Raw genomic sequence first — 24,091 nt, forward strand, 5'->3', positions numbered from 1 at the left:
CTGACCAGACATGAAGATCACGCGGTAGCCGTCACACACCACGCCAGCGGACTTGACCCTGAGCGAACGGTTCCCGGACGCCCGCTGAGAGGAGGCACGGACGAACTCGCACCGAGCTGGTGCGCGTCGACGCGACCTGCCTCGGGGCCACGGATACAGTGGCTGACACGTGAGGTGCGTCACCCCGCGCCCGCTCCGTCGCGAGGACAGGACCGCATGCTCTACACCGCCTACGACCTCCAGCGCCGCATCGCCTCTCCGCTGGTGACCGCGTCGGAGAGGACCGCACGGGCGCTGAACGCGGTGCCGGCCCCGCTCGCCGGGTGGGGCGTCCGTCACGCCCGGGCAGCCTGCGACATCCTCGCCCATGCCCGTCCCACCCACGACCGTCCGCCATTCGGGATCGACGCTGTCCCGGTAGGCGCCCAGATGGCCGTCGTGACGGAGCACCCGACGCTCCGGACGCCGTTCGCCACGCTCATCCACTTCCAGAAGCCGTCGGTGACCGGGCAGCCACGCGTGCTCGTCGTCGGGCCGATGTCGGGGCACTTCACGACGCTGATCCGGCCCACCATCCAGACCCTGCTGGGCGACCACGACGTGCACGTCCTGGACTGGCACAACGCCCGGGACATCCCCGTCGCGGACGGCAGGTTCGGGCTCGACGAGTACATCGAGCACGTCATGCAGGCGCTCCGTCACCTCGGTCCGGACACCCACGTCGTCGCGGTGTGTCAGCCCGCCGTCCCCGTCCTGGCGGCTGTCGCACTGCTCGCCGCCGAGGGCGACGTGGCCCAGCCGAGCAGCCTGACGCTGATGGCCGGACCGGTCGACACCCGGGTGAACCCCAACCGGATCAACACGATGGCCGCGACCAGACCGCTGTCCTCCTTCGAACGCAGACTCATCGACACCGTGCCGGCGCGGTACGCCGGCGCCGGCCGCCGGGTGTACCCGGGCGTCGTCCAACTGACGGCCTTCATGTCGATGAACCCCAAGCGGCACCTGGGGGCCCACCTCCGGCTCTACCTCGACCTGGTGACCGGCGAAGACGAAAGGGCGGCCACGACCCGCGCCTTCTACGACGAGTACGGCGCGGTGATGGACGTCCCTGCGGAGTTCTACCTCGAGACGGTCGGCCGCATCTTCCAGGAGAACCGGCTGGCCACCGGGCGGCTCACCTGGCGGGACATCCCGGTCGATCCGGGGGCCATCACCAGCACCGACCTGCTCACCATCGAAGGTGCCCGGGACGACATCTGCTCGCCCGGCCAGACCCTGGCCGCGCACGGCCTCTGCACCGGGCTCCCGGACCACCGCAAGCACCAGCACCTGCAGCCTGGGGTCGGCCACTACGGCGTGTTCAGTGGCTCCCGTTGGGAGGCGGAGGTCTACCCCGTCCTCCGTGACTTCATCGCCGAGGTCGAGTGCCGGGAGCCGCTGGCCCCCTCAGCCTGAGCCGCCCCGGCACTGGCCGGAGGTGGCGGTGGCCTTCGGTCCGCGCCGTTGGGTCGTGAGCTCCTCGCCCGCGCCAGGGTCTCGGCCAACATCCCGGTTTCGTCTGTCCTCGCCATCGGCATGTCCACCGGCTCCCTGCACTTCTGCATCGGCTGCCTTGTCCAGGACCGGTGGCGTTCGTCGCGGCCAACCTCTTCGTCGTGTTCTTCGGAGTGTCCTGGGGCCCGGCGGTGTGGGTAATGCTCGGCGAGTGCCGCAAACGACGGGCAAGCAGCTCGAGGACATGGCCTGACGGAAGATGCTGCGATGGAGGTCCTGAGCAGCCGCATCCTGCTGCGACCGACCGAGCCGGCGCGGTCACATGCGTTCTACGGCGACGTCCTCGGCCTGGCCGTCTACCGGGAGTTCGGCCCACCGGAGCATCGCGGCGTCGTCTACTTCCTGGGCAACGGCCTGCTCGAGGTCTCCGGTCATGCCGAGCAGCCACCTGTGGGGCTCGGTCTCTGGTTGCAGGTACGGGACGTCGCCCAGGAACACGAGCGGCTGGCGGACGCCGGTGTCACGGTGACGCGACCGCCTCGAGCCGAACCCTGGGGACTGGTCGAGATGTGGATCGAGGACCCCGACGGCGTCCGGATCGCCGTGGTCGAGGTCCCCGACGACCACCCGCTGCGTCGCGACCAGCGCTGAACCCCCATCGGCGCACGCCAACCGGCATGCCGGGCCGCCACCGGCGGGACCGCCGAGGTGTCGCGACCGCCCGGACGCGGCGGGCACAGCGGGCGCAGCGGACGGACGGGCGTGACGGCTGCGGCCGGTGGATCGGCGTCCGACCGGCTGTCGGCACGAGATCGACGGCTCGCCGGAGGCTCGGGTCACAGCCGGGACGTCACCACCGTCCTGGACGTCACCCGAGCCAGCGTCGCCATCGGAGAGTTCGGCTCCACACGTCGACTACTCGCCCAGCGTGCGGACAGCCTCGGCGATGTCGCTCGCGGTCAGCGTCGACACGTCGGCACGGTCGAGCGCATCCACACTCCGGCCCTTGTCCCGCGTCAGCCGCAGCGCCTGGCGGTTGAGCGCCTGTTCGAACAGCGTGCGCGCGAAGCGCGCGTTGCCGGACTCCTCATCGGAACTCAGGCCAGCGAGGGTGCGGCGGAGCGTCACCTCAGCACCGGGCTCCAGGACGTACTCGTGCTGGGCCACGATGTTGGTGAAGATCGCTTCGAGTTCCTCCGTCGAGTAGTCGGGGAACTCGATCTCGCGAGCGAACCGCGAGCGGAGGCCGGGGTTCGAGCGCAGGAACGACTCCATGAGCCGGGGGTAGCCGGCCACGATCACCACCAGGCGATGGCGGTGGTCCTCCATGCGCTTGAGCAGGACCTCGACCGCCTCGGGCCCGAAGTCCAGCCGGCCGTCGCCCTCCGGGGCCAGCGAGTAGGCCTCGTCGATGAAGAGGACACCGTCGAGTGCCCGGCGGACCACGCGGTCGGTCTTGATCGCGGTCGCCCCGACGTACTGCCCGACCAGGGCAGCCCGATCGACCTCCACCAGGTGGCCCTTCTGCAGCAACCCGACCGCCCGGTACATCTCGGCCAGGAGCCGCGCCACCGTGGTCTTGCCCGTACCTGGGTTCCCGAGGAACACGAGGTGCTGGGACGTCGCCGCCTCGGGCAGGCCGTGCACCTTGCGGCGCGCCTGCACCTGCAGGAAGGCGACGAGCGCCCGCACCTGCTCCTTCACCGCCTCGAGCCCGATGAGCCCATCGAGCTCCGCCTGGATCGCCGCCAGCGGCCGAGCCGGCCCGGGGCGGCCGCCGAAGAGGTCGCTCACCAGGTCGTCCACGCCCCGCAGACCGGACCGCGGCAGTTGATCCCCCAGGCGACCGACGGTCTCACGCAGGTCGTCGAGTGGCTTGCGGTTGGAAGCCATGCCGGGAGCTTATGGGCCATGGAGGCAGCGAGCCCATCGCCAGTACCGCCGCGGCCTCGGCGGCCGAACTCGGTGAGCTCCACCTCGACACCGACCTGCTGGGACGCCGCGAGACGGACCACGTCGCGGCGGGCGCCCCCGCCTGACGTGGCCCGGCGCGATGTCGAGCCGGCTCAGCCGACCGGCACCGGCACCCGCGCGGGAGTCGCCTCGACCTCGCCTTCCACACGCACCACGGGGAGCAGCCGGTCGAGCCACCCCGGCAGCCACCAGTTGGCCTTGCCCAGCAGCGCCATCGTCGCCGGCACGAGCACCATGCGCACCACCGTCGCGTCGAGCGCGATGGCGACGGCGAGCCCCAGGCCGATCATCTTGACGAACGGTTCCGGGGTCGCGACGAACGACAGGAACACCGCCGTCATGATGAGCGCTCCGCAGGTGATGACGCGGGCGCTGGACGCCAGCCCGCGCGCGACCGCCTCGACGTTGTCCCCGGAGGCGTCGTAGGCCTCGCGGATGCGCGAGACGAGGAAGACCTCGTAGTCCATCGACAGGCCGAACAGCACGGCGAAGAAGATGGCCGGCAGCGGCGAGGCGATGAGGTAGGTGCCCTCGAGCCCGATCAGGCCGCCCAGCCAGCCCCACTGGAAGACCGCGACGACGACGCCGTAGGCCGCGCCGATCGACAGCAGGTTCATGACCACGGCCTTGAGGGCGACCGTGACGGACCGGAACACCACGACCAGCAGCAGGAACGACGCGGCCAGGACCGACCCCAGCAGCAGCGGCAGGGTCGAGCTGAGCGAGGTGTCCAGGTCGATCGCGAGGGCGGCCTGGCCGGTCACGTGCACGCCGTCGGGCGCGCTGGACCGGATCCGCTCGAGCGTCCGCGCTGTGGCCGGGTCGGCCGGCGCGGTGGTCGGCAGCGCCGTCAGCACGGCGGTGTCGCCGTCCGTGGAGAGCCTCGCCTCGGCGACCGAGCCGATGCCGGGGTCGGCTGCGATGCGCTCGGCGAGCAGCGGGACGTCGTCCACGCCCAGGCCGGAGCCCGAGAGGTCGGCGACGACGAGCAGCGGCGCGTTGATGCCGGGCCCGAAGCCCTCGGTGAGCAGGTCGTGCGCCTGCCGGTGCGTGGTGCCCACCGGCGCGTCGCCGGCGTCGGGGAAGCCGGTCTTCATCGACAGCGCGGGCGCGGCCAGCGTCAGGAGCAGCAGCGACGCCACGACCAGGTACGGCCAGGGCCGCGCGGAGATGCGGTGGGACAGCCGCCACCAGACGGTCGCCTCGACGGGACGCGCGGGACGCCGCCGTCCGACCACCCGACCGGCGTCGATGCGGTCGCCGAGCAGCGACAGCAGCGCGGGCAGCAGGGTGAGCGCCGTCGCCACGGCGAACAGCACGACGAGCGACGTCGCGAGGCCGATCGACGCGAGCACGCCCATGCCGGTCAGCACGAGGGCGGCCATGGCGAGCACCACGGTCACGCCGGCGAAGAACACCGCGGTGCCGGAGGTGCCCATCGCGGCCGACAGGGCCGTCGCGTTGTCCTGGCCCGCGATCCGGTTCTCGCGGTAGCGGGACACCAGGAACAGCGCGTAGTCGATGCCGACGCCGAGCCCGACCATCGCGGCGATCACCGGCCCGGAGGTGGAGACGTCCATCGCGCCGGCGAGCAAGGTGATGCCGCTGAGCCCGGCGGCCACCGCGATCAGCGCCAACGCGATCGGCACGAGCGCGGCCACCACCGTGCCGAACGCGACGACGAGGACGACCAACGCGACGAGGACGCCGACCGCCTCGGCGCCCGACGGCTCGGGCTCGGTGTTGAGGAACACCGCCTCACCGCCGACCTCAGCGGTGAGCCCGGCGTCGCGCGCCGGGGCGAGGGCCGCGGCGAGCGCCTCGGCCGGCTCCGGCCCGAGCTCTCCGGACGGCGCGTCCATGACGATGTCGGCGAAGCCGATCTGCCCGTCGGGCGAGACGGCGCCGCTCGCGAAGGGCTCGGTCACCGCGGTGACGCGCTCCACCGCGCGCAGCTGAACGAGCGTTGCCTCGACGTCGTCCCGGTAGCCGGTGAGGAGCTCGCCCTCGGGCGCGGCGAACACCGCGACGGCGGAGCCGACGGCCGCCTCGGGGAAGCCCTGCTCGAGCAGCTCGGTGGCGGCGGCGCTGTCGCTGCCCCGCACGGTCAAGTCGTCGAGGTAGGCGCCGCCGAGCGTGCTCGAGAGCGCGACGACGAGCGCGGCGAGCAGGGCCCAGGCACCGATCGTCCGCTTCGGGCGGCGGGCGCTCGCGGTGCCGATCCGTCGGATCCAGCCGTTCATGGTCGCTCCAGGGAGTCGGTGGGAGGCGGTCACCTCGGACTGTCCGCGAGAGCCGCGCTGCCGTCGCCCGGCGCGGGACGGGCTCGGGGCGGCGCCGTCTCCCCCTGGAGGAGGAGACCGGCGCCCGACTCCGGACCGGCGACAGCAGCGCCGGGCGCGCCTACGTTCAGCGCATGCGACCCGGCCCGTTCACCCGCTGGCCGCGGGCGGCCGACGCCGTCCTCGCCGCGGTGCTGTTCGTGCTCACGGTGTTCTTCACGACCGGGCCGGACGACTCGTGGGTGCTGCGCGACCTCGGCGACGTCCCGCTCTGGGTCGTGCTGCTGTTCGCCGTCGGCAGCGGCGCGCTGTACTGGCGCCGCCATGCACCTGTCGTCGTCCTCGCCGTCGTCCTCGCCGCGTGGGCGCTGACCCTCGGCAGCGGCCACGCCGACCTCGGCGGCCATGCGCTCTTCGCCCTGTACGCCCTCGGGCGCTACGGGTCGGTCGAGCGGTGGGGACACGTCGGGGTCGACGTCGCGCTCGTCGTGCTGGTGCTCGACGGCGTCACCGGCGACGTCCCGTGGAGCGGGGTCGGGTTCGGCGTCGTCATCTTCTTCGCGGTCTGGTACGTCGGCCGCCGGCTCCGGCTGCGCGCCGAGCGCGCCGTGCTGCAGGAGCGTGAGCTGAGGGAGCGGGAGCGTCGCATCGTGACCGAGGAGCGGTCCCGCATCGCGCGCGAGCTGCACGACGTCGTCGCCCACCGGGTCAGCCTGATGACCGTGCAGGCCGGGGCGGCCAAGACCGTCGCGGCGGACGACCCGGTGGCGGCCGCGCGCGCGATGGGCGCGGTCGAGGAGGCCGGCCGGCAGGCGCTGGACGAGCTGCGGTACCTGCTCGGCGTGCTGCGCCCGTCCGCCGTCACGGACGACACCGCCCCCCAGCCCGGCCTGGCCGACCTCCCCGCGATGGTGGCGCGGATGCGCGAGGCAGGCCTGGACGTCGACCTGGACATCGACGGCGTGACCTGCGGGCTGCCTGCGCGGGTGGAGCTGTCGGCGTACCGCATCGTGCAGGAGTGCCTGACGAACGTGGTGAAGCACGCGGGTCCCGGCGCACGCACCGGCGTCCGGCTCACGACTGAGGGACGGGATCTCGTCGTGGAGGTGAGCGACGACGGCAGCGGAGCGACGTCGCTGCCCGGCGCCGGGCACGGCATCGTCGGCATGCGCGAGCGCGCGCAGCTGCTCGGCGGCTCCCTCGACGTCGGCCCGCGTCCGGACGGCGGGTTCGCCGCGCGGGCCCGCCTGCCGCTCGACGGCGGGGCGGCATGACGATCCGGGTGGCCGTCGTCGACGACCAGGCGCTCGTGCGTGGCGCGTTCGCGATGGTGCTGAACCACCAGCCGGACATCGAGGTCGTCGCGGAGGCCGGCACCGGCGTCGAGGCGATCCACGTCGCCCGCCGGGACCGGCCCGACGTCGTGCTGATGGACATCCGCATGCCGGAGATGGACGGCCTGGAGGCCACGGCGCGCATCGTCGCCGAGCTCGGCGACGCGGTGCGGGTGCTCATCCTCACGACGTTCGAGCCGGACGAGTACGTCTACCGGGCGCTGCGGGCGGGAGCGAGCGGCTTCCTCCTCAAGGACCTGCCGCCCGAGCAGCTGGTCGTTGCCGTCCGCACGGTGGCCGACGGCGGCGCGCTGCTGGCGGCGTCGATCACCCGGCGGCTGATCGAGCGGTTCGCGGCGCAGCGCTCGCCCGACACTGCCCTCGCCGGACGGCTGGAGAGCCTGACCGCCCGCGAGCGCGACGTCGTCACCGCCGTCGCGAGAGGGCGGAGCAACGCCGAGATCGCGCGCGAGCTGTACATCGGGGCGGCGACGGTGAAGTCGCACGTGTCGAGCGTGCTCACCAAGCTCGGCCTGCGCGACCGCGCCCAGGTGGTGGTGTTCGCCTACGAGGCGGGGCTCGTCGAGCCGGGCGCCTGAACGCCGGGCGACGTCAGTCGGCCCGTCCGGGCGGCCCACAGTGCGGGCAGAAGCCTTCCCCCATGGAGCTCGGAAGCCGGATGGGGTGGCCCTGGACATGTCCATGCGTTGGCCCACGCCCCCACGACGAAACAGGTGGTACGTCGCGTGACAAGTGCACCGACGTGTCACGTCGGTGGCCAACCCACTCGACGAGGCGCAGGTGCGGCGGCTCTCGCCGCTCAGCGCCGGTGACCGGTCCGCGGACCTACACCGTCGTCCTCTCCGCGGCCGCCAAGCGGGCGACCTAGCGCGACCTCCCCCAGCCGGTGGCAGTGGCGGTCGTCGGTCTCCCTCTACGGCCCGCTGGCCTCGGATCCCCACCGCGGCGGCAAGCCCCTGCGCTTCGAGCTCGATGGCCGTTGGTCCGCACGGCGGGGCCAGTACCGCGTCCGGGTCGTGCGCATCTCGCACCGCGCGGATGCCTGTGGCTGACCCGTTCGTGCGCACGGGTGGAGGCGCGTGCGGAAGTACCGTGTCGCGCCTCGGACACCAGCAGTGGACCCCTCGGTCACCGACCGCGGGGGTCCGGCGTCCATGGGCGGCAGGTCCGGGTACCGCGGACGGCCACGCCGCCGCACCATGGGAAGCGTGGTGGAAGCGCTCGAGCAGGCCCGTGCGGCCATGGACGTCCAGGCCTGGGACGTCACCTGCAGGCTGCTCGTCGCCGTGGACTCCCGGGGTGGTCTGGCTGAACCGGAAGATCTGCAGCGGCTGGCATTGAGCGCTTGTCTCACCGGCCGGGACGAGGTGGCTGACGCCGGCTGGGAACGGGCGTACCACGCCTTCCTCGACCGCGGAGAGGTGCTGCCGGCCGTCCGGTGCGCGTTCTGGCTGGGCCTCGTCCTGAGCACCGCCCGGGACGACGAGGCACGCGGGAACGGCTGGTTCGCCCGGGCGCACAGGATCCTCGGTGAGCGAGCGCCTCGGAACTGCGCCGAGCGTGGCTACCTCCTGCTCCCGGCGGCCCTCCGGGACCTGGACGGCGGTGATCCCCAGGGCGCACTCCGCGCGTTCGCGGACGCGGCCGCCATCGGCGAGCGCTTCGGCGATGCTGACCTGTCCACGCTCGGTTGCCTCGGGCAGGGGCAGGCGCTGATCCGCACCGGCGAGACCGCGCGGGGGCTGGCCCACCTCGACGAGGCCATGGTGACGGTCGGGACCGGCTGCGCCTCGCCGATCGCGGTCGGCATCGTCTACTGCGCAGCGATCATCGCGTGCCAGCAGGTTCTCGACCTGCGGCGGGCCCAGATGTGGACGGCGGACCTGGAGAGCTGGTGCGATGCGCATCCGGATCTCGTGCCCTTCCGGGGCCAGTGCCTGGTGCACCGATCCGAGCTCGCCCGGTGGCGGGGCGACTGGGACCAGGCGGTCATCGAGATCGACCGCGCCTGCCGGTGGCTGACCGGCTCGTCGGATCCAGCGGCCGGGATGGCCCACTACCAGCGCGGCGAGCTCCACCGGCTGAGAGGAGAGGACGCGCTCGCCGAGGCGTCCTACGAGGAGGCCATCGCCGTCGGCCACGACCCGCACCCCGGCCTCGCGTTGCTGTGGTTGGCCCAGGGACGCACGGAGGCAGCGGCCACTGCGATGCGCTGCGCCGTCCAGGCGTCCTCCCCCGACCTCCCGGGTGTCGTGTCGGAGCTCCGCGCCCCCCGGCCGCGTGTGCTGCTGCTGGACACGTACGTGGAGGTCATGCTCGCGGCGGGAGACGTCGCGGCGGCCCGCGCGGCGTGCGTGGAGCTGGACGGGGTGGCGGACGTCGTCCGCACGGGCGCGGTCAGGTCCATGGCTGCCCGCGCCCGCGGGGCGGTGGCCGTGGACGAGGGGCGGTACGCACCAGCGCTCCAGGCGCTCGGCGACGCCCGCGCGGGCTGGATGCAGCTGTCCGCGCCCTGGGAGCTGGCCCGGACCCGCATCCTGCTCGCCCGGGCCCTGCGCGCGCTCGGCGACGACGAGACCGCGGCGCTGGAGGAAGCCGCGGCCGAGCGGGTCTTCCAGGCGACCGGTGCCGCACGTGAGCTCGAGGGCTCGACGGCCCAGCCGGCACCTGGTCCGGCAACTCGGCTGACCTCGCGCGAGCTGGACGTGATCCGGCTGGTGGCTGCCGGCCACACGAACCGCGCGATCGCCGAGCGGCTGGTCATCAGCGACAAGACCGTGGCACGCCACCTCCACAACGCCTTCACCAAGCTCGGCCTCCCCAACCGAGCCGCGGTCACGGCCTACGCCTACGAGCACCACCTGGTGCACGGGGACGTGCACAGGACGGTGTAGCCCCAACCGGCGCGCAGATGCACCGATCGGCCGACGCGGGGCAGCCCGGGTCCTTCCTAGCGTGGGAACCCAGAGCACCGCCGAACCGAGGAGGGGCCGTGGACCACCTGGGGAAGCACGCGATCGTTCTGGGCGCCGGCATGGCCGGGCTCGCGCACGCCGTACCGCTGGCCGAGCACTTCGACCGTGTCACGCTGGTCGAGCGGGACTCCCTGCCCGCCCGGGCCGAGACCCGGCGCGGCGTGCCGCAGGGGCAGCACATCCACCTGCTCGTGCCCGGAGGGCTGACCCGCCTGGAGGAACTGCTCCCTGGGGTGGTCGACGATCTGTCCGGCCACGGGGCCGAACTCATCGGGTCGCCGGAGTGGCGCTTCCACATGGGCGGTGGCCGGCTGGCGCTGAGGGGTTCCGACTTCCACATCACCGGGGCGACGCACCCCCTGATCGAGGACGTCGTCCGCGCCCGGGTGCTGGCGCTCGCTGGTGTCGAGGTGCTCGACGGCTGGACCGCCCGCGAGCTGCTGACCACCGACGACCGGTGCCGGGTCACCGGCGTGCGGCTGCGGTCGGAGGCTGCTCCGGCCGAGGAACGCACCCTGGAGGTCGACCTGGTCGTCGACACCACGGGCCGGGGCTCCCGGTCACCGCGCTGGCTCGCGGACCTGGGGTATCCGCCGCCGGCCGAAGAGCGCCTGAAGGTCGACGTCCACTACACCACGCGCCTGTTCCGCAGGAGTCCCGGAGACCTGGGCGGGAGCCGCAACGTGCTGGTGGACGTCCCGCACGACGGACGCCGCGGTGGCGTGGCCCTGGCGGTCGAGGAGGGACGCTGGCTGGTCACGCTCATCGGGATGCTCGGCGAGCGTCCGCCCGCGGACCTGACCGGCTTCACCGACTACGCCGCCGGGCTCTGGAACGGCGACGTCCACGAGGTCATCTCGGGCGGGGCACCGACCGGGGAGGCCGTCCGGGCTGCCTTCCCCTCCTTCTCCCGCCACCGCTACGACCGGCTGCGGCGCCTGCCCGAGAGGTACCTCGTCGCCGGTGACGCGGTCTGCTCCTTCGATCCGCGCTTCGGTCAGGGCATGACCGTGGCGATCATCGAGGCCCTGGAGTTGCGCCGCGTCCTGGGCGCGCACAGCCTGGACCACATCGGTCCCCGGGTGCTGTCGGCGGCTCGGTGGGCCGTGCAGGACGCCTGGGACCTCGCGGCGGGCGGCGACCTCACCCACCCCGAGGTCGAGGGGCCGCGGCCGCCGTCGTGGCGGCTGACCACCGCCTACCTGCAGCGCCTGCTGCCGGTCGCGCACCACGACCCGGTGGTGGCGACGGCGCTCATCCGGGTCATCGGGATGCTCGATCGTCCGCAACGGCTGATGCGCCCGCAGGTGCTCCGGCGCGTGCTGGGCGGGTCCCGCCTGAACGGCGCAACGGCGGCGCAACGCCGTCCTGCTTCTGAGACGGTCCGACCAAGCACGTCCTGAGCCACGCTCGATCGGTGTCCATGGAGGCATGGCGATGGCGGCCGTGGCCATGAGCCTCAGGTGGCGGTGCGCCCAGGACGACGGCCGGCTTCAGCCACCCCCGGACGACGCGGCCCCACGACCGGTGACGGCTGGCGCCGGTCCCGATGACACCCTGGGACTGCCAGGCCCGATTCCCGCCGCCTCGAACTCCTCGAACAGGCGCTCCATGGCCAGGCGGCCGTAGACCTGCTGCTGGGTGGCCACCCGCTGGGCGCGGCCGCGGCCGAGGAAGCTGACCATCCAGTGCAGCACAGTGGTGATGCGGCTCCTGAAGCCGACCATGTAGAAGAGGTGAACGGCCAGCCACATCACCCAGGCGAGGAAGCCCCCGAACTCGACGCTACCGATCTGCACGACGGCGGAGAAGCGGGAGACCGTGGCCATCGAGCCCTTGTCGAGGTACCGGAAGGGCCCCCGCGGGCGCTTTCCGGCGCGCCGGCGCTCGATCGCGTCCGCGGCGTACCTGCCGCCCTGGATGGCCACCTGAGCCACCCCGGGTAGTCCGTCCAACGCCGCCATGTCACCCACGACGTGCACTTCGGGATGGCCGGGCAGCGTGAGGTCCGGCTGCACGACGATCCGTCGGGCATGGTCGATCTCCGCGCCGGACTGGTCGGCCAGGATGCGGGCGAGGGGGCTGGCTTGCACTCCGGCAGCCCAGATCGTGGTCGCGGCGTCGAACCGGTGGCCGTGGCCATCGCCGTCCTCCATCTCGATGCCGTCGGTGTCGACATCGGTGACCGTGGCGCCGACGTGGACCTCTACGCCCATGCCGCTCAGCCGACGGCGAGCGAGGCCACCGAGCTTCTCCCCGAAAGCCGGCAACACGCCCGGGGAGGCATCCAGCAGCACGACCCGGGCGCTGGTCGGGTCGACGTGGCGGAAGTCCTCGCGCAGGGTCCGCCGCGCCAGCTCGGCGACCTGACCGGCCATCTCCACACCCGTCGGACCGGCGCCCACGACGACGAAGGTCAGCAGCCGGTCGATCTCTCCCTGGGTCTCGGCCAGCTCGGCCAACTCGAAGGCCCCGAAGATCCGGCCACGCAGTTCGAGCGCGTCGTCGATGCTCTTCAGGCCGGGCGCGAACTCGGCGAACCGGTCGTTGCCGAAGTAGGACTGGCCGGCCCCGGCGGCCACGATCAGCTCGTCGTAGCCGTGCACCGTCGTGCGACCGAGGACGTTCGAGGTGACCGTGCGGGCGGTGAGGTCGATGCCGGTCACCTCACCCAGGACGACGCGGGCATTTTGTTGCCGGCGAAGGATCTCCCGGGTCGGTGCGGCGATCTCCCCCTCGGACAGGATCCCGGTCGCCACCTGGTAGAGGAGGGGTTGGAACAGGTGGTGACCGGTCGCGTCGATCAGCGTGACCTCGACGTGGGCGCGGCGCAGGGCCTTGGTGGCGAACAGCCCCCCGAAACCCGACCCGATCACCACGACCCGTGGCCGTGGGTGCGTGCGGTGCTGGTTGTTCATCGTTGCTCCACGTGACGAGTGGGATGGATTCATGCACGGCGGGTGGGTGACCAGGCCCCGCCGTCAGCCGCAGCCGAGGAGGCGATCCCAGTGGTCACGAGCCAACGGCGGTCTGCTGGTCCGCGGTGTGTCGTGCCTGGATGACGGTAGGGAGGCCACCCGCGCCACACAGGTGCCGGCGGTAACCGGTCCCGGCCATGACTTCCGGCACCCGCACAAGGGCCTCGCCGTCCCTACGCTCCGGGTGGGAGGTGGCAGCCATGATGTCCCGGGCCGCGGTGCGGACCATCGCCGTAGCCGCGCTCGTCTCGCTCGTCGCCGTGGGCGCGGTGGTGCTCATGGCGCAGTTGGACCACGAGCCGGGCTCCTCGCCCGCCCACCCGGCGTGGTGGTGGACGGCCTACCTCCTCTACGTCCTGGTCTTCCTCGTCATCGGCGATTGGCTACCGCGGCCGCCCGGGGTGGCCGACGACGCGTTGGTCGTCGCGGCGGTCGTGCTCGGCATCGCCGTCTTCATGCTGTTCCCAGACCCCGGTTGGACCGCGATCGTGCTGGTCGTCACGGCGGCGGGCGCGGCATTCGTCTGGCCATCGCGCGCCGTCGTGGCCGTCATCGCCCTCCAGACCTCTGCAGTGGGGCTGGCCTTCGGCATCGGTGTGGCGACCAAGGGCTGGCCCCTCTCCCTGCTGGTGCTCTCCGTGCTGGCGGACGGCAGCTTCCAGTTCTTCGCCGCGCTGCTGGTGCGGACGGCGCGGCGGGAGGCAGAGGCCCGCACGGACCTCGCCGTCGTCCACGCCGAACTGCGCGCCGCCTACACGCTGCTCGAGGTGACGAGCCGGGACGCCGAACGGCTGCGCATCTCGCGCGACCTCCACGACGTGGTCGGTCACAAGCTCACCGCACTCGTCCTGGAACTCGAGGTCGCCTCTCATCTGGTCGGCGAAGAGGAGGGCGAGCACGTGACCCGGGCCCGGACGATCGCCAAGGACCTGCTCGGTGACGTCCGTGCGACCGTCGGCCGGATGCGGGAGAGCGGGCACCTCCTCGAACCCATGCTCCACTCCCTGGCACGTGACGTGCCGGGACTCGAGGTGTCCCTGCACGTGGAGGCGGGCCCGGTCGAGGGAGACCAGGCCCAGGCGGTGCTGCGCTGCGTGCAGGAGGCCATCACGAACACCTTGCGGCACTCGGGGGCGAACCACCTGCACGTCGCCGTCGTCGCCGACGCCTCGGGCATCTGCGTCGAGACACGGGACGACGGCTGGGGTACCGCGGTCATCGTCCCTGGGAACGGCTTGACCGGGATGCGGGAACGGTTCCAGGCACTCGGTGGCAGCCTGCACGTCGTCTCCAGCCCCGGCCACGGCTTCACTGCAACCGGACGTCTGCCGGCGAGGATCCCCGCAGGACCATCGACATGACCGACGCGCCGGTCCGCGTCCTCCTCGTCGACGACCAGACGCTGGTGCGACAAGGCATCCGCGGCCTCCTCGCTCTCACCCCGGAGGTCGAGGTGGTCGGCGAGGGCGCCGACGGTGATGAGGCCCTGCGTCTGCTCGACGAGTGCGACGTGGACGTCCTGCTCCTGGACCTGCGCATGCCCGGCCGCGACGGCATCGCCACGCTGGCGGCGATGCGCGAGCGCGACGTCCACGTCCCCGTGCTGGTGCTGACCACGTTCGACGACGAGGAACTCGTGCTGCAGGCCCTGCGCGGCGGCGCCCGTGGCTACCTGCTCAAGGACGTCACCCTGGAGCAACTCGTGAACACCGTGCGGTCTCTCGCCTCGGGTGGCACGGTCTTGCAGCCGGCGCTCACCGAGCGACTCCTGCGGGCGATGGTCGAGCGGCCAGAGATCATCGAGGGAATCCAGCGGCCGGAGCCGCTCACTGCCCGCGAGGTCGACGTGTTGCGGCTCGCAGCCGCCGGGTGGTCCAACCGGGAGATCGCCCACGGACTGCACCTGGCCGAGGGGACGGTGAAGAACCACATGTCCAGCGTCCTGCTCAAACTGGGGGTGCGGGATCGCACTCGAGCCGTCCTCCGCGCGCTCGAGCTCAGGCTCCTCACCTAGTGGTACGAGACAGCCTTGCTCAGCAGGTGGGAGTCGGAGACCGGGGTAGCTGCCAACGGGTCAGCGGGTTCGAGCCGACTCGCGCAGGGGGTGCCGGCGTGGACCTCGGTCGTGAGCCACCGGTCGACGCCGCGCCGCCTACGACCCTCGCGACTCCTGCGTCATCGCCCGCGGGAGTTCGCGGACCGGCGCGCCAGCCATGCGATGGGCAGGAACAGCCAGAAGGGCGAGACCGGCATCAGGAGGGCGCCCCACAGCCCGGTCGCGACGAGGACCGTGGCCGTCGCGGGAGGCGGGCGTCCGTGCACCTTCTCGTGACCCCGGACGATCGCGCCCAACCCGATCACGAGGAGTCCCGATGTGACGTACCAGAACCCCACGGCCCTGCGTTCGGTGAGCACGGGATCCGCGTCGACCGAGGCGATCACTCCCCCGTCCATGACACTGCGGACGGATTCGGGATAGGAGGCGTTCACGGAGGCGACGTGCGCGACGCCCAGCACCATGGTCCACAGACCCGCGCTGCGCACAGGAGGCACACCGAGCCGGCTCAAGGCAGCCGCCGACGGCGCGGTCCCCTGCCGGAGCCCTCCCGTCACGACCCGCCGCGCCGTCCTCCGGTGGAGGATCCCGACGATCACCCAGACCGCCCGGGTGAGCACCGGCCGCCGGTACCGCAGGACGGTCGTGAGCACCCTGCGCCCCGGTTCGGCATTGCGGGCGACCATCACGGTGTCCATCAGCCGGTCGGAGTCCTCCAGCACGACCACAGCGGCATCGGACTCGACGATGCGGACCGAGCCGAGGCCGTCGGCGTTGCCGGCGATCCGCTTGATCCAGGTCGGTGTGGCGTCCACTCCCGCGCGTACCCATTCCTCGGGCGAGCAGCGATCCGGCCCCTCGAGCCGCAGCTCGAAGGCGTCGGCGTAGTCATACCGCCGGGCGGCGGCGATCGGGTCGGTGACCTCCACGCGGCGCCCCAAGGTGGGGGCCCGGCCCGTCCTCCCAGCCGCCCGGCCCGACGGGGATCCGGCACTGCGGCGTGCTGCGCCGCGTCGCCCACCGTCAGCACCTGCCGCGCACCCGGGGACGGTGCAGGCTGTGCGGTCGGTTCGAGTCTTCATCGTGCTGTCCTCCAACACCTCGGGGGGGTCTGTCTCGACAATGGAGCGAGTGGTGGCCGGCGGCTTCGGCGGCGCTCGCCCACTGCCGTCGCCGACGCTAGGAGGCGCCGAGCGCTGACACAGGTGCGTGTGGTCAGCACTCCTGGCCATGACTTCCGGCATGGCTGCCCCATGGGCGGCTGGAGGCGTACGGAGGCGTGGTGCCCGACTGCTGCGCTCCCAGGGCGGGCTTCGGCGTCGGGGCATCGGGGTCCATGAGACGACGGGGATGCCCGTATGCGCCGCGCCTGGGCAGGACCGGCCCGGGACGGACCGGACGTCGTCCCGGTGGCCAGCATCGCCTGGTGCGTCGTCACCCCACCGTTCCCGCGCCGGGCGAGGTCCCGGTCGACACGCCGGGGACCGAGGAAGGTCGAACCTCTCTGGCTTCGGGGTCGGCGCCGTTGGCCGCACGGCCGCCGTCGACGGGAAGGACGGCACCGCTGATGAAGCCTGCTGCCGGGGAGAGCAGGAAGGCGACCGAGGCGGCGACCTCACGGGAAGTGCCCACGCGTCCGAGAGGGTGCAGGAGCGCCATCTGGTCGTCGGCGTCCGGGTGCTGGGCCCGGTACTCCTCGTAGCGCTCGGTGGTGATCGAGCCGAGGGCGACGGCATTGGCGCGGATGCCGTCGGGGCCGTGGTCCACAGCGACGGCGCGGGTCAGTCCTTCGATGGCCGCCTTCGCCGCCGCGTACGGCAAGGCGCCCCGGACGGGGCGTTGGGCCTGGTGGGAGGAGACGTTGACGATGGCTCCGGCTCGCCCGTGGGCGAGGAAGTGACGGACCGCGGCGGAGCAGCCGGTGACGGTCAGTGCCAGGTTCGCGGTGATGAGCTCGGTCACCTGCAGCGCCGAGGACGAGGTGAGGGTGGCGTCCCGGAAGACGGCGGCGTTGTTGACCCATCCGGTCAACGGGCCGGCGGCCTCGGCTCGGCGGGCCGCCTCGGCGGTGACCTGGGGGTCGCGGGCGTCCCCGGTGACGAGCTCGACCCGCTCGTGTCGCCAGTCGAGGCGGTCGGTGACGTCGATGACCACGACGTGACCGTCTTCGGCGAGGTGTTCGGCGATGGCCCGGCCCACTCCTCGGGCGGCGCCGGTGACGACGAAGGACGGCCAGGCGGTCACGTTCCCTGCCTCTCCCGGGAGCTCTCAGGTCCGGACGGTGTTCTGCCCGGTGGCGATGCGCAAGCCGGCCGCCGTAGCGGACGGTGGCGGTACCGAGCCCGCCAGGGGACGACCGTGCGCAGGTGAGCCTCCAGGGCTTGCCTCGATGGCAGACCCCGCGACTGGTCACCCGTACGGCATCGTCGGCGAAGAAGGCGACGTGTGCCTCGACGTCCTCCCCCGCGTGGCCTCGGCGGATGCGACGACGAAGTCCTGTCTTCCCGTGCACGACGCTAGGAGCAGCGCAGGGCCCACACAGGTGCCGGCGGACACCACCTCCCCACCATGGCTTTCGGCACGTGCGCCTCCGGACGGCTGTGGCGGGCGGGCGACCTCTCATGACCACCGTGCGAGACGTCCCGCCGAGCCTCTGGGCCGGCAGACTTGACTGCACGGGAGACCCAGGTGCTGGTGCTGATCGCCACAGGCGCGTCCGCGAACCAGGTGGCTCGCATGCTCACGGCCGTAGCCGTGTGCGTAGGTGGCGTGTCGCCCCTCGGACACCGCGTTGAACCCTCACCGCCCAGGGCCGTGGGGGTTCTGTCGTTCCTGGCTCCGGTACGTCCGGTCTCGGATGAGCCGCAGCGGACGCCCCCGCTGAGGCTCATCCGAGACGGTGGGCAGCGGTTGCGGCCAGCGCACCCAGACTGTTCGTCGCCAGGTGGAGGAGGGCCGGGGCCAGCAGGCTGCCGCTCCGGAGGCGCAGCCAGGCGAAGAGGACCCCCGCCGCCGCCGTGAACGCACATCCCAGCAGGACGGCGACGACGAGTCCCGCAGGCCCGTCGGTCAGGGTGTTGGCCGTGGCCGCGCTCAGCGTGGGACGGATGTGCCAGATCCCGAAGAGGACCGCCGAGACCGCGACGGCCGTACGCGGCCCCACAACACGCATCAGCGCCGCCAGCAGGACGCCACGGAAGGCCGTCTCCTCCCACAGGACGGTGCCGAGCGGGATCCGGACCAGCGCCTGGTAGGCGACCTCGGCGGAGCTGGCACCGGCGAGCCGTGCGTCCGCCAGGAGGGGGCGGACCGCCGAGACCGCTAGGCCGGCCGCATAGCCGGCGGCGACCACGGCGGAGCACGCTCCGCCCCATCGCAGTCCGGCCCGGACCCTCCTCGGATCGAGTCCCAGCTCCTTCCAGGTGAAGCCGACGGACCGAGCCCCCACGAGGAGCAGGCCCGTCGCCGCCAGGTTGACCGGGACGTAGGACTGCGGGTAGCCCGGCGTCCGGGTGATGACGACGTTGTTCCAGGCGGCGAGGAGCACGGCGACGGAGGCGGCGAACAGGAGCGCGCCCCGGCGGCCTGCTGGGCGAACGTGCACGCGTGAGGTCTTCCCCGTTCGCGCGCCGGCTCACCTTCGCGGCCATGGCGCTGTCCTGCGTCGCTGCTGTACTGGTCTGGGGCGAACTGTCGGTGGGGGCGCTCGTCGTGATCGGTGCCGCCGGGACCGCCGTCGTCGTCGTGGCGCTGGTGCGGCAGTCGGGCCAGACCGCTCCACCGGTGGGGCGACGAGGGCTGCCGTGGCTCGCCCTCGTGACCGCCGCCGTGTCCTGGGAACTCGTGACCCTCGCCGACGACCAGCTGCCGACGGCGAGCGATCTCGCGGATCCGTTCCTCGCCGAACCGCTGCTGCGCGGCGCCGCCACCGTGTGCTGGCTGGCCATCGGGGCCTGGCTGCTCGATCGTCCGCGCCGCCGGCCACAGCGATGACCAACGGCGTCCTCCTGAGCGCTGCCGGCTTCCTGGGGTTGCTCGTCGTCGGTGTGGCGATCGAGGTCTGCGCCCGGCTCGGACTCGGTCCGGCCACCGCGGGTCGAGCTCTGTGCGCCGCCATGCGGACGACGCCCGGCCGCGCAGTCGTCCTGCTCACCTGGCTCTGGCTCGGCGTGCACTTCCTGGCCCGTTGATGCGCACGACGCTCGTCCGGGCGGTCCGCCATGACGTCGCAGGCGTGTGCGGGCGGGCGGGCTCAGTCCCTCGTCACGTCACGTCGGAACCGCCCTGGACGATGCCGTCCTCGTACCAGCGCCGGGATCGGAACTGCCCGGGCTACCTCCGCCGCGCGGTGCCGACGATGTGCGGCGCCATGGGCAGCTGGATCCGCGTGTCCGGCATGCGACGACGCTCCAGGCGCTCCACGGTGAAGCCGGCGGCGGTGATCGCCGCGGCGGTGTCCCGTCCGACGTGGCATCCACCGCTCAGCAGCGGCCAGACGGTGCGGTCGAGGGCGTCCTGCACGATCGTCAGCGGCGGCCGCTCGGCCCGGACGTGCTCCCAGAAGACCAGCCGCCCGCCGGGGCGGAGCACCCGGTGCAGCTCGGCCAGCGCGCGCGGCTGGTCGGCCACGCTGCACAGGACCAGCGTGACGACGGCCGTGTCGAACTCGCGGTCGCCGGCGGGCAACGCCTCCGCGACGCCGTCCACCACGCTCACCGGCACGGGTGCTCGTCCGGCGGCCTGCTCGGCGAGTCGGCGCAGATGCGGCTCCGGCTCGACGGCGACCACCTGACCGACCGCGTGCGGGTAGTGCGCGAAGTTGCTGCCCGATCCCGCCCCCACCTCGAGCACCCGGCCGGCAGTGTCGGCGAGCAGTCTCCCCCGTACCTCGGCCAGCCCGAACCGCTCCCCCGCCGCGGCGAGCCGACCGAAGACACGGGCGAAGACGGGGTGGTGGACGGGAGCGACAGCGGACGGCACAGCCCCAGGATCAGTCACGCGCCTGGGCCTCCGCCGCCGGGTTCAGCGGAAGACCACCGTGCTGTGACCGTTGAGCAGCACCCGCCGCTCGCTGTGCCAGCGCACGGCCCGGGAGAGCGCGAGCGCCTCGGCGTCCTGGCCCACGGTGGCCAGGGCGCGGGGGTCGTGGGTGTGGTCGATCCGGATGACCTCCTGCTCGATGATCGGGCCCTCGTCCAGCTCGGGGGTCACGTAGTGGGCGGTCGCCCCCACCAGCTTGACGCCGCGGTCGAACGCCTGGTGGTAGGGCTTGGCGCCCTTGAAACCAGGCAGGAACGAGTGGTGGATGTTGATCGCCCGTCCGTAGAGCGACGCGCACGTCTCGTCGGAGAGGACCTGCATGTACCGGGCGAGCACCACCAGGTCGACGCGGTAGGCGTCGACCAGTTCGAGCAGCCGGGCCTCGGCTTGGCGCTTCGTGGTCGGGGTCACGGGCACGTGCTCGAAGGACAGGCCGGCGGCCTCCGCCATCGGCCGCAGGTCCTCGTGGTTGGAGACCACCGCGACCAGCTCTCCGCCGAGGTTGCCCGCCCGCCACCGGAAGATCAGGTCGTTCAGGCAGTGCCCGAGCTTGGAGACCATCACGAGGATCCGCTCCGGCTGATCGCCGGCGACCCGGTACGACATCCCGAACTGGTCGGCCACCGCGCCGAATGCCCGGGACAAGCGGTCGACGTCGCTGTCCTCGGCGCAGACGAACGCCGTGCGCAGGAACAACTGCCCGCGGAGCGGGTCGTCGAACTGCTGGTGCTCGACGATGTCGCAGCCCTGCTCGAACAGGAACGAGCTGACGGCGTGCACGATGCCCGGGCGCTCGGCGCAACTGAGCGTGAGGGTGAAGGGGTGGGACACGGGTGCCTCCTCAGCACTCGACGATGTTGAGCGCCAGCCCGCCACGGGCGGTCTCCTTGTACTTGTCCTTCATGTCCGCGCCGGTCTCGCGCATGGTCTTGATCGCCTTGTCCAGGGAGACGTGGTGCCGGCCGTCGCCCCGGACGGCCATGCGGGCCGCGGTGATGGCCTTGATCGAGCCGACGGCGTTGCGCTCGATGCACGGGATCTGCACGAGCCCCCCGACGGGGTCGCAGGTGAGGCCGAGGTTGTGCTCGATGCCGATCTCGGCGGCGTTCTCCACCTGCTCCGGGGTCCCCCCGATGATCTCGGCGAGGCCTGCGGCGGCCATGGAGCAGGCGGAGCCGACCTCCCCCTGGCAGCCCACCTCGGCACCCGAGATGGACGCGTTCTCCTTGAACAGCAGCCCGATCGCCGCGGCGGTGAGCAGGAAGCGCACCACCCCGTCCTCGGAGTAGGAGTCGACGAAGTCGCGGTAGTAGTGCAGGACGGCGGGCACGATGCCGGCGGCGCCGTTCGTGGGAGCGGTGACCACCTGTCCGCCGGCCGCGTTCTCCTCGTTCACCGAGAGGGCGTAGAGCGTCACCCACTCCATCGCCCGGAGCGGGTCGGACTCGTCCGGGTGCTCCTCCAGCTGGGTGCGGAGTGCGGCGGCGCGCCGGCGCACCTTGAGCCCCCCGGGCAGGACGCCGGAGGCCTGGGTGCCGCGGTCCACGCACTCCTGCATCACCGACCAGATGTGCAGCAGTCCGGCGCGGACCTCCGCCTCGGTGCGCCAGGCCAGCTCGTTGGCCAGCATCACGTCGCTGATCCGCAGGCCCGTCTCCCGCGTCCGGGCCAGCAGCTCCTCACCGCTGTGGAACGGGTACCGCACCGGTGTCGAGTCCTCGACGATGGCCGGGTTGCCCGCGTCGTCCTCGTCGAGGACGAACCCGCCGCCCACCGAGTAGTACTCCCGTCGGCTGATCTCGTCGCCGTGCGCGTCCAGCGCCCGGAAGAGCATGCCGTTGCTGTGGAAGTCGAGGCGCTTGCGCCGGTGGAGCACGACGTCGTCGTCGATGGAGAAGGAGATGAGGTGCTCGCCCGCCAGCCGGAGCTTGCCCTCGGTACGAACGGCGTCGACCCGGGGTTGGGCGGCCACCGGGTCGACCAGGTCGGGTCGTTCGCCCTCGAGGCCCAGGACGACCGCCTTGACGCTGCCGTGTCCGTGTCCGGTGGCACCGAGGGACCCGAAGAGCTCGCAGCGCACCCCGGCGACACGAGGGAGCAGCGCCTCGTCGTGCAGCCGGGACGCGAAGGAGCAGGCCGCACGCATGGGCCCGACGGTGTGCGAGCTGGACGGGCCGATCCCCACCTTGAACAGGTCGAAGGCGCTGATGGTCATGCAGGCTCCTCGCAGCACCGGCGGCCGGAGCGATCGCGGTCACTGGTTGATATACCAGTTGTAGGATCAGCGTATGTCTTTCACCACATGGAGGCAAGTCTCGGCGATCGTCAGCCCCTACGATCAGGGCGTGACCGCCGTACCGCTGGACCTGGACCCGTCCGCCGTCACCTCCTTGGCGGACAAGGCGTACGTGGCGATCCGGGACCGGCTGATCATGCTGGCCATCAGCCCGGGCGATCCCATCGACGACGACGCACTCGCACAGGACCTCGGCGTGGGCCGGACCCCGGTCCGCGAGGCGCTGAAGCGACTGGAGGTCGACCGTCTGGTCGTGTCGTACCCACGACGCGGCACGTTCGCGACCGGCATGGACATCTCCGATCTCGCCCACATCTCCGACATCCGCGCCCAACTGGAGCCGCTGGCGGCCCGCCGCGCCGCGGACCGGGCCTCCCGAACCGGGCCGGCCGAACTCGAGGAGCTGGCCCTGCGCATCGAGCACCTCGACGTGGGCCAGCTCGACCGGACGGAGCTGATGCGCTGGGACCTGGCCGTGCACCGGACCATCTACCGGGCCGCCGGCAACCCGCACCTCGAGGACGTGCTCATCCGCTACGACAACCTGGCGACGCGCATCTTCTGCCTGTTCCTGGACCGCCTGCCGAAGGTCGACGAGCACGTCGGGGAACACGTGGACCTGCTCCGGGCGATCGCGGCCGGTGAGCCCGACCGGGCCAGTGACCTGGCCCGTGAGCACGTGCTGGGCTTCGAGCGGGCCATCCGTGCGGTGATCTGACAGCCGCCGGGCCCCGTCAGACCGTCTCGACGGCCGCCAGGACGGCGAGGACGTCCCGCGTGGCCGCCACGTCGTGCACGCGCAGCACCGCAGCACCCCGCTGGGCGGCGATGACGGCCGCGGCCAGGGAGGCGGGCAGCCGCTCCCCCACGGCCCGACCGGTGAGCTGCCCGAGCATGGACTTGCGGGACAGCCCGACCATGATCGGCACACCGAGGCTGCTGAGCCTGCCGAGGGACGCCAGGAGCGCGAGGTCGTGCGACAGGTCCTTCCCGAACCCGAAGCCCGGATCGACCACCAGGTGCTCCGGCCGGATGCCGGCCTCCACGCAGGTCCGCAGTCGCTCGGCGAGGAAGGCACGCACCTCGGGCACGACGCCCTCGTAGCGGGGCTCGCGCTGCATGGTGTCCGGCGAGCCCTGCATGTGCATCAGGCACACCGGCACCCCCGACTCCGCGGCGGCCTCCAGTGCACCCGGTGACCGGAGTGCCCGTACGTCGTTGATCATGCTCGCGCCGGCGGCGACGGCCTCCCGCATCACCTCGGGCCGCGAGGTGTCCACGGACAGCGGCACCGCGAGCCGCCGCACCAGTTCCTCGACCACCGGGACGACGCGATCCAGTTCCTCGGCGAGGGTCGGCGGGTGGGACCCGGGCCGGGTGGACTCCCCGCCGACGTCGATGAGGTCCGCCCCGTCGTCGGCGAGCGTGCACCCGTGCTCCACGGCTGCGGCGACGGTGGGACACCGCCCCACGTCGGAGAAGGAGTCGGGAGTGACGTTGAGGATGCCGCAGACCAACGGCCGCCTCGCCGCGAGAGCCCCGCCGAGGGAGTGCGGCGAGCCGGCACTGCCCGCCGGCAGACCGGGCACAGCGTGCGCCAGGGTCATGACGTCGTCCGATCTGTCTGTCCCCGGCACG

The 24,091-nt window shown here is 72.5% G+C and carries 21 protein-coding genes; 11 read left to right on the plus strand and 10 right to left on the minus strand.

What is annotated here, in order from left to right; all coding sequences use genetic code 11:
* Positions 1-216 precede the first annotated feature (216 nt).
* Together phaZ and IN07_RS19350 are read left to right on the plus strand one after the other, a co-directional pair.
* Positions 217-1,458 (plus strand): polyhydroxyalkanoate depolymerase, encoded by a 1,242-nt coding sequence (gene phaZ / locus IN07_RS19345; RefSeq protein WP_036339095.1) that lies wholly within the window; start codon positions 217-219, stop codon positions 1,456-1,458.
* A 306-nt stretch (positions 1,459-1,764) separates the two neighbouring features.
* Positions 1,765-2,148 (plus strand): VOC family protein, encoded by a 384-nt coding sequence (locus IN07_RS19350; protein WP_036339100.1) that lies wholly within the window; start codon positions 1,765-1,767, stop codon positions 2,146-2,148.
* 264 nt (positions 2,149-2,412) lie between these two features.
* Here IN07_RS19350 and IN07_RS19355 read toward each other — a convergent pair whose 3' ends face one another.
* On the minus strand, positions 2,413-3,390 hold the full coding sequence (locus IN07_RS19355; protein WP_036339104.1) for an AAA family ATPase: 978 nt from the start codon (positions 3,388-3,390) through the stop codon (positions 2,413-2,415).
* Positions 3,391-3,563: 173 nt separating this feature from the next.
* The gene (locus IN07_RS19360; RefSeq protein ID WP_036339108.1) at positions 3,564-5,714 is read right to left on the minus strand and encodes an MMPL family transporter; all 2,151 of its coding nucleotides are present in this window, start codon (positions 5,712-5,714) and stop codon (positions 3,564-3,566) included.
* A 173-nt stretch (positions 5,715-5,887) separates the two neighbouring features.
* Here IN07_RS19360 and IN07_RS19365 point away from each other — a divergent pair, with 173 nt between their 5' ends.
* The 4 genes from IN07_RS19365 to IN07_RS19380 all read left to right on the plus strand — a co-directional run bounded on the left by IN07_RS19365 (position 5,888) and on the right by IN07_RS19380 (position 11,486).
* Positions 5,888-7,027, plus strand: coding sequence for a sensor histidine kinase (locus tag IN07_RS19365; RefSeq protein ID WP_036339113.1), 1,140 nt, complete (start codon positions 5,888-5,890; stop codon positions 7,025-7,027).
* Positions 7,024-7,686 (plus strand): response regulator, encoded by a 663-nt coding sequence (locus IN07_RS19370; protein WP_036339119.1) that lies wholly within the window; start codon positions 7,024-7,026, stop codon positions 7,684-7,686. Before IN07_RS19365 ends, IN07_RS19370 begins: the two co-directional genes overlap by 4 nt.
* Before the next feature lie 630 nt (positions 7,687-8,316).
* Complete coding sequence (locus IN07_RS19375) at positions 8,317-10,002, plus strand: response regulator transcription factor (protein WP_156119290.1); 1,686 nt, start codon at positions 8,317-8,319, stop codon at positions 10,000-10,002.
* Positions 10,003-10,100: 98 nt separating this feature from the next.
* Positions 10,101-11,486 (plus strand): FAD-dependent oxidoreductase, encoded by a 1,386-nt coding sequence (locus IN07_RS19380; protein WP_036339130.1) that lies wholly within the window; start codon positions 10,101-10,103, stop codon positions 11,484-11,486.
* Positions 11,487-11,576: 90 nt separating this feature from the next.
* Here the strand turns inward: IN07_RS19380 and IN07_RS19385 are convergent, their stop codons facing one another.
* Complete coding sequence (locus IN07_RS19385) at positions 11,577-13,001, minus strand: NAD(P)/FAD-dependent oxidoreductase (protein ID WP_052091518.1); 1,425 nt, start codon at positions 12,999-13,001, stop codon at positions 11,577-11,579.
* Positions 13,002-13,261: 260 nt separating this feature from the next.
* On the opposite strand from IN07_RS19385, the gene IN07_RS19395 reads away from it, so the two are divergent.
* The gene (locus tag IN07_RS19395) at positions 13,262-14,422 is read left to right on the plus strand and encodes a sensor histidine kinase (protein WP_081975561.1); all 1,161 of its coding nucleotides are present in this window, start codon (positions 13,262-13,264) and stop codon (positions 14,420-14,422) included.
* The gene (locus IN07_RS19400; protein WP_036339134.1) at positions 14,419-15,075 is read left to right on the plus strand and encodes a response regulator; all 657 of its coding nucleotides are present in this window, start codon (positions 14,419-14,421) and stop codon (positions 15,073-15,075) included. The genes IN07_RS19395 and IN07_RS19400 overlap by 4 nt, the downstream gene beginning before the upstream one ends.
* 161 nt (positions 15,076-15,236) lie before the next feature.
* Here IN07_RS19400 and IN07_RS24195 read toward each other — a convergent pair whose 3' ends face one another.
* From IN07_RS24195 to IN07_RS19420, 3 genes are all read right to left on the minus strand, one after another.
* Positions 15,237-16,046, minus strand: a complete 810-nt coding sequence (locus IN07_RS24195) for a DUF6463 family protein (RefSeq protein ID WP_052091520.1) — start codon at positions 16,044-16,046, stop codon at positions 15,237-15,239.
* A 505-nt stretch (positions 16,047-16,551) separates the two neighbouring features.
* Positions 16,552-17,361: an SDR family NAD(P)-dependent oxidoreductase gene (locus IN07_RS19415; protein WP_064972459.1), complete on the minus strand. Its 810-nt coding sequence runs from the start codon at positions 17,359-17,361 to the stop codon at positions 16,552-16,554.
* Positions 17,362-18,004: 643 nt separating this feature from the next.
* Positions 18,005-18,721, minus strand: coding sequence for a CPBP family intramembrane glutamic endopeptidase (locus IN07_RS19420; protein ID WP_036339137.1), 717 nt, complete (start codon positions 18,719-18,721; stop codon positions 18,005-18,007).
* A gap of 2 nt (positions 18,722-18,723) precedes the next feature.
* On the opposite strand from IN07_RS19420, the gene IN07_RS19425 reads away from it, so the two are divergent.
* Both IN07_RS19425 and IN07_RS19430 read left to right on the plus strand, forming a co-directional pair.
* Positions 18,724-19,110 carry a hypothetical protein gene (locus IN07_RS19425; RefSeq protein ID WP_231558480.1) on the plus strand — a complete coding sequence of 129 codons (387 nt, stop codon included), beginning with the start codon at positions 18,724-18,726 and terminating at the stop codon, positions 19,108-19,110.
* Positions 19,107-19,307, plus strand: coding sequence for a DUF6186 family protein (locus tag IN07_RS19430; protein ID WP_036339140.1), 201 nt, complete (start codon positions 19,107-19,109; stop codon positions 19,305-19,307). Before IN07_RS19425 ends, IN07_RS19430 begins: the two co-directional genes overlap by 4 nt.
* 142 nt (positions 19,308-19,449) lie before the next feature.
* Here IN07_RS19430 and IN07_RS19435 read toward each other — a convergent pair whose 3' ends face one another.
* The 3 genes from IN07_RS19435 to IN07_RS19445 are packed head-to-tail and all read right to left on the minus strand — an operon-like array spanning position 19,450 to position 22,372.
* Complete coding sequence (locus IN07_RS19435) at positions 19,450-20,097, minus strand: class I SAM-dependent methyltransferase (RefSeq protein WP_036339143.1); 648 nt, start codon at positions 20,095-20,097, stop codon at positions 19,450-19,452.
* A 42-nt stretch (positions 20,098-20,139) separates the two neighbouring features.
* Entirely contained in the window at positions 20,140-20,988 is an 849-nt protein-coding gene (gene purU / locus IN07_RS19440; RefSeq protein ID WP_036339146.1) for a formyltetrahydrofolate deformylase, read from the minus strand.
* A gap of 10 nt (positions 20,989-20,998) precedes the next feature.
* Positions 20,999-22,372 (minus strand): L-serine ammonia-lyase, encoded by a 1,374-nt coding sequence (locus tag IN07_RS19445; RefSeq protein ID WP_036339149.1) that lies wholly within the window; start codon positions 22,370-22,372, stop codon positions 20,999-21,001.
* 130 nt (positions 22,373-22,502) lie between these two features.
* Here IN07_RS19445 and IN07_RS19450 point away from each other — a divergent pair, with 130 nt between their 5' ends.
* Positions 22,503-23,171 carry a GntR family transcriptional regulator gene (locus IN07_RS19450; protein ID WP_052091522.1) on the plus strand — a complete coding sequence of 223 codons (669 nt, stop codon included), beginning with the start codon at positions 22,503-22,505 and terminating at the stop codon, positions 23,169-23,171.
* A 16-nt stretch (positions 23,172-23,187) separates the two neighbouring features.
* Here the strand turns inward: IN07_RS19450 and folP are convergent, their stop codons facing one another.
* Positions 23,188-24,060, minus strand: a complete 873-nt coding sequence (gene folP, locus IN07_RS19455; RefSeq protein ID WP_036339152.1) for a dihydropteroate synthase — start codon at positions 24,058-24,060, stop codon at positions 23,188-23,190.
* Positions 24,061-24,091 lie beyond the last annotated feature (31 nt).

The sequence above is a fragment of the Modestobacter caceresii genome, from assembly GCF_000761485.1.
In the GTDB taxonomy this organism is placed as follows: domain Bacteria; phylum Actinomycetota; class Actinomycetes; order Mycobacteriales; family Geodermatophilaceae; genus Modestobacter; species Modestobacter caceresii.

What these genes read in the sequence shown, in the direction of transcription:
- IN07_RS19355 (WP_036339104.1), bottom strand. Translation starts at nt 3,390, where the DNA reads ATGGCTTCCAACCGCAAGCCACTCGACGACCTGCGTGAGACCGTCGGT.
- IN07_RS19385 (WP_052091518.1), bottom strand. Translation starts at nt 13,001, where the DNA reads ATGAACAACCAGCACCGCACGCACCCACGGCCACGGGTCGTGGTGATC.
- IN07_RS19400 (WP_036339134.1), top strand. Translation starts at nt 14,419, where the DNA reads ATGACCGACGCGCCGGTCCGCGTCCTCCTCGTCGACGACCAGACGCTG.
- IN07_RS19360 (WP_036339108.1), bottom strand. Translation starts at nt 5,714, where the DNA reads ATGAACGGCTGGATCCGACGGATCGGCACCGCGAGCGCCCGCCGCCCG.
- IN07_RS19370 (WP_036339119.1), top strand. Translation starts at nt 7,024, where the DNA reads ATGACGATCCGGGTGGCCGTCGTCGACGACCAGGCGCTCGTGCGTGGC.
- IN07_RS19365 (WP_036339113.1), top strand. Translation starts at nt 5,888, where the DNA reads ATGCGACCCGGCCCGTTCACCCGCTGGCCGCGGGCGGCCGACGCCGTC.
- IN07_RS19430 (WP_036339140.1), top strand. Translation starts at nt 19,107, where the DNA reads ATGACCAACGGCGTCCTCCTGAGCGCTGCCGGCTTCCTGGGGTTGCTC.
- IN07_RS19395 (WP_081975561.1), top strand. Translation starts at nt 13,262, where the DNA reads ATGATGTCCCGGGCCGCGGTGCGGACCATCGCCGTAGCCGCGCTCGTC.
- IN07_RS19350 (WP_036339100.1), top strand. Translation starts at nt 1,765, where the DNA reads ATGGAGGTCCTGAGCAGCCGCATCCTGCTGCGACCGACCGAGCCGGCG.
- IN07_RS19445 (WP_036339149.1), bottom strand. Translation starts at nt 22,372, where the DNA reads ATGACCATCAGCGCCTTCGACCTGTTCAAGGTGGGGATCGGCCCGTCC.
- folP (WP_036339152.1), bottom strand. Translation starts at nt 24,060, where the DNA reads ATGACCCTGGCGCACGCTGTGCCCGGTCTGCCGGCGGGCAGTGCCGGC.
- phaZ (WP_036339095.1), top strand. Translation starts at nt 217, where the DNA reads ATGCTCTACACCGCCTACGACCTCCAGCGCCGCATCGCCTCTCCGCTG.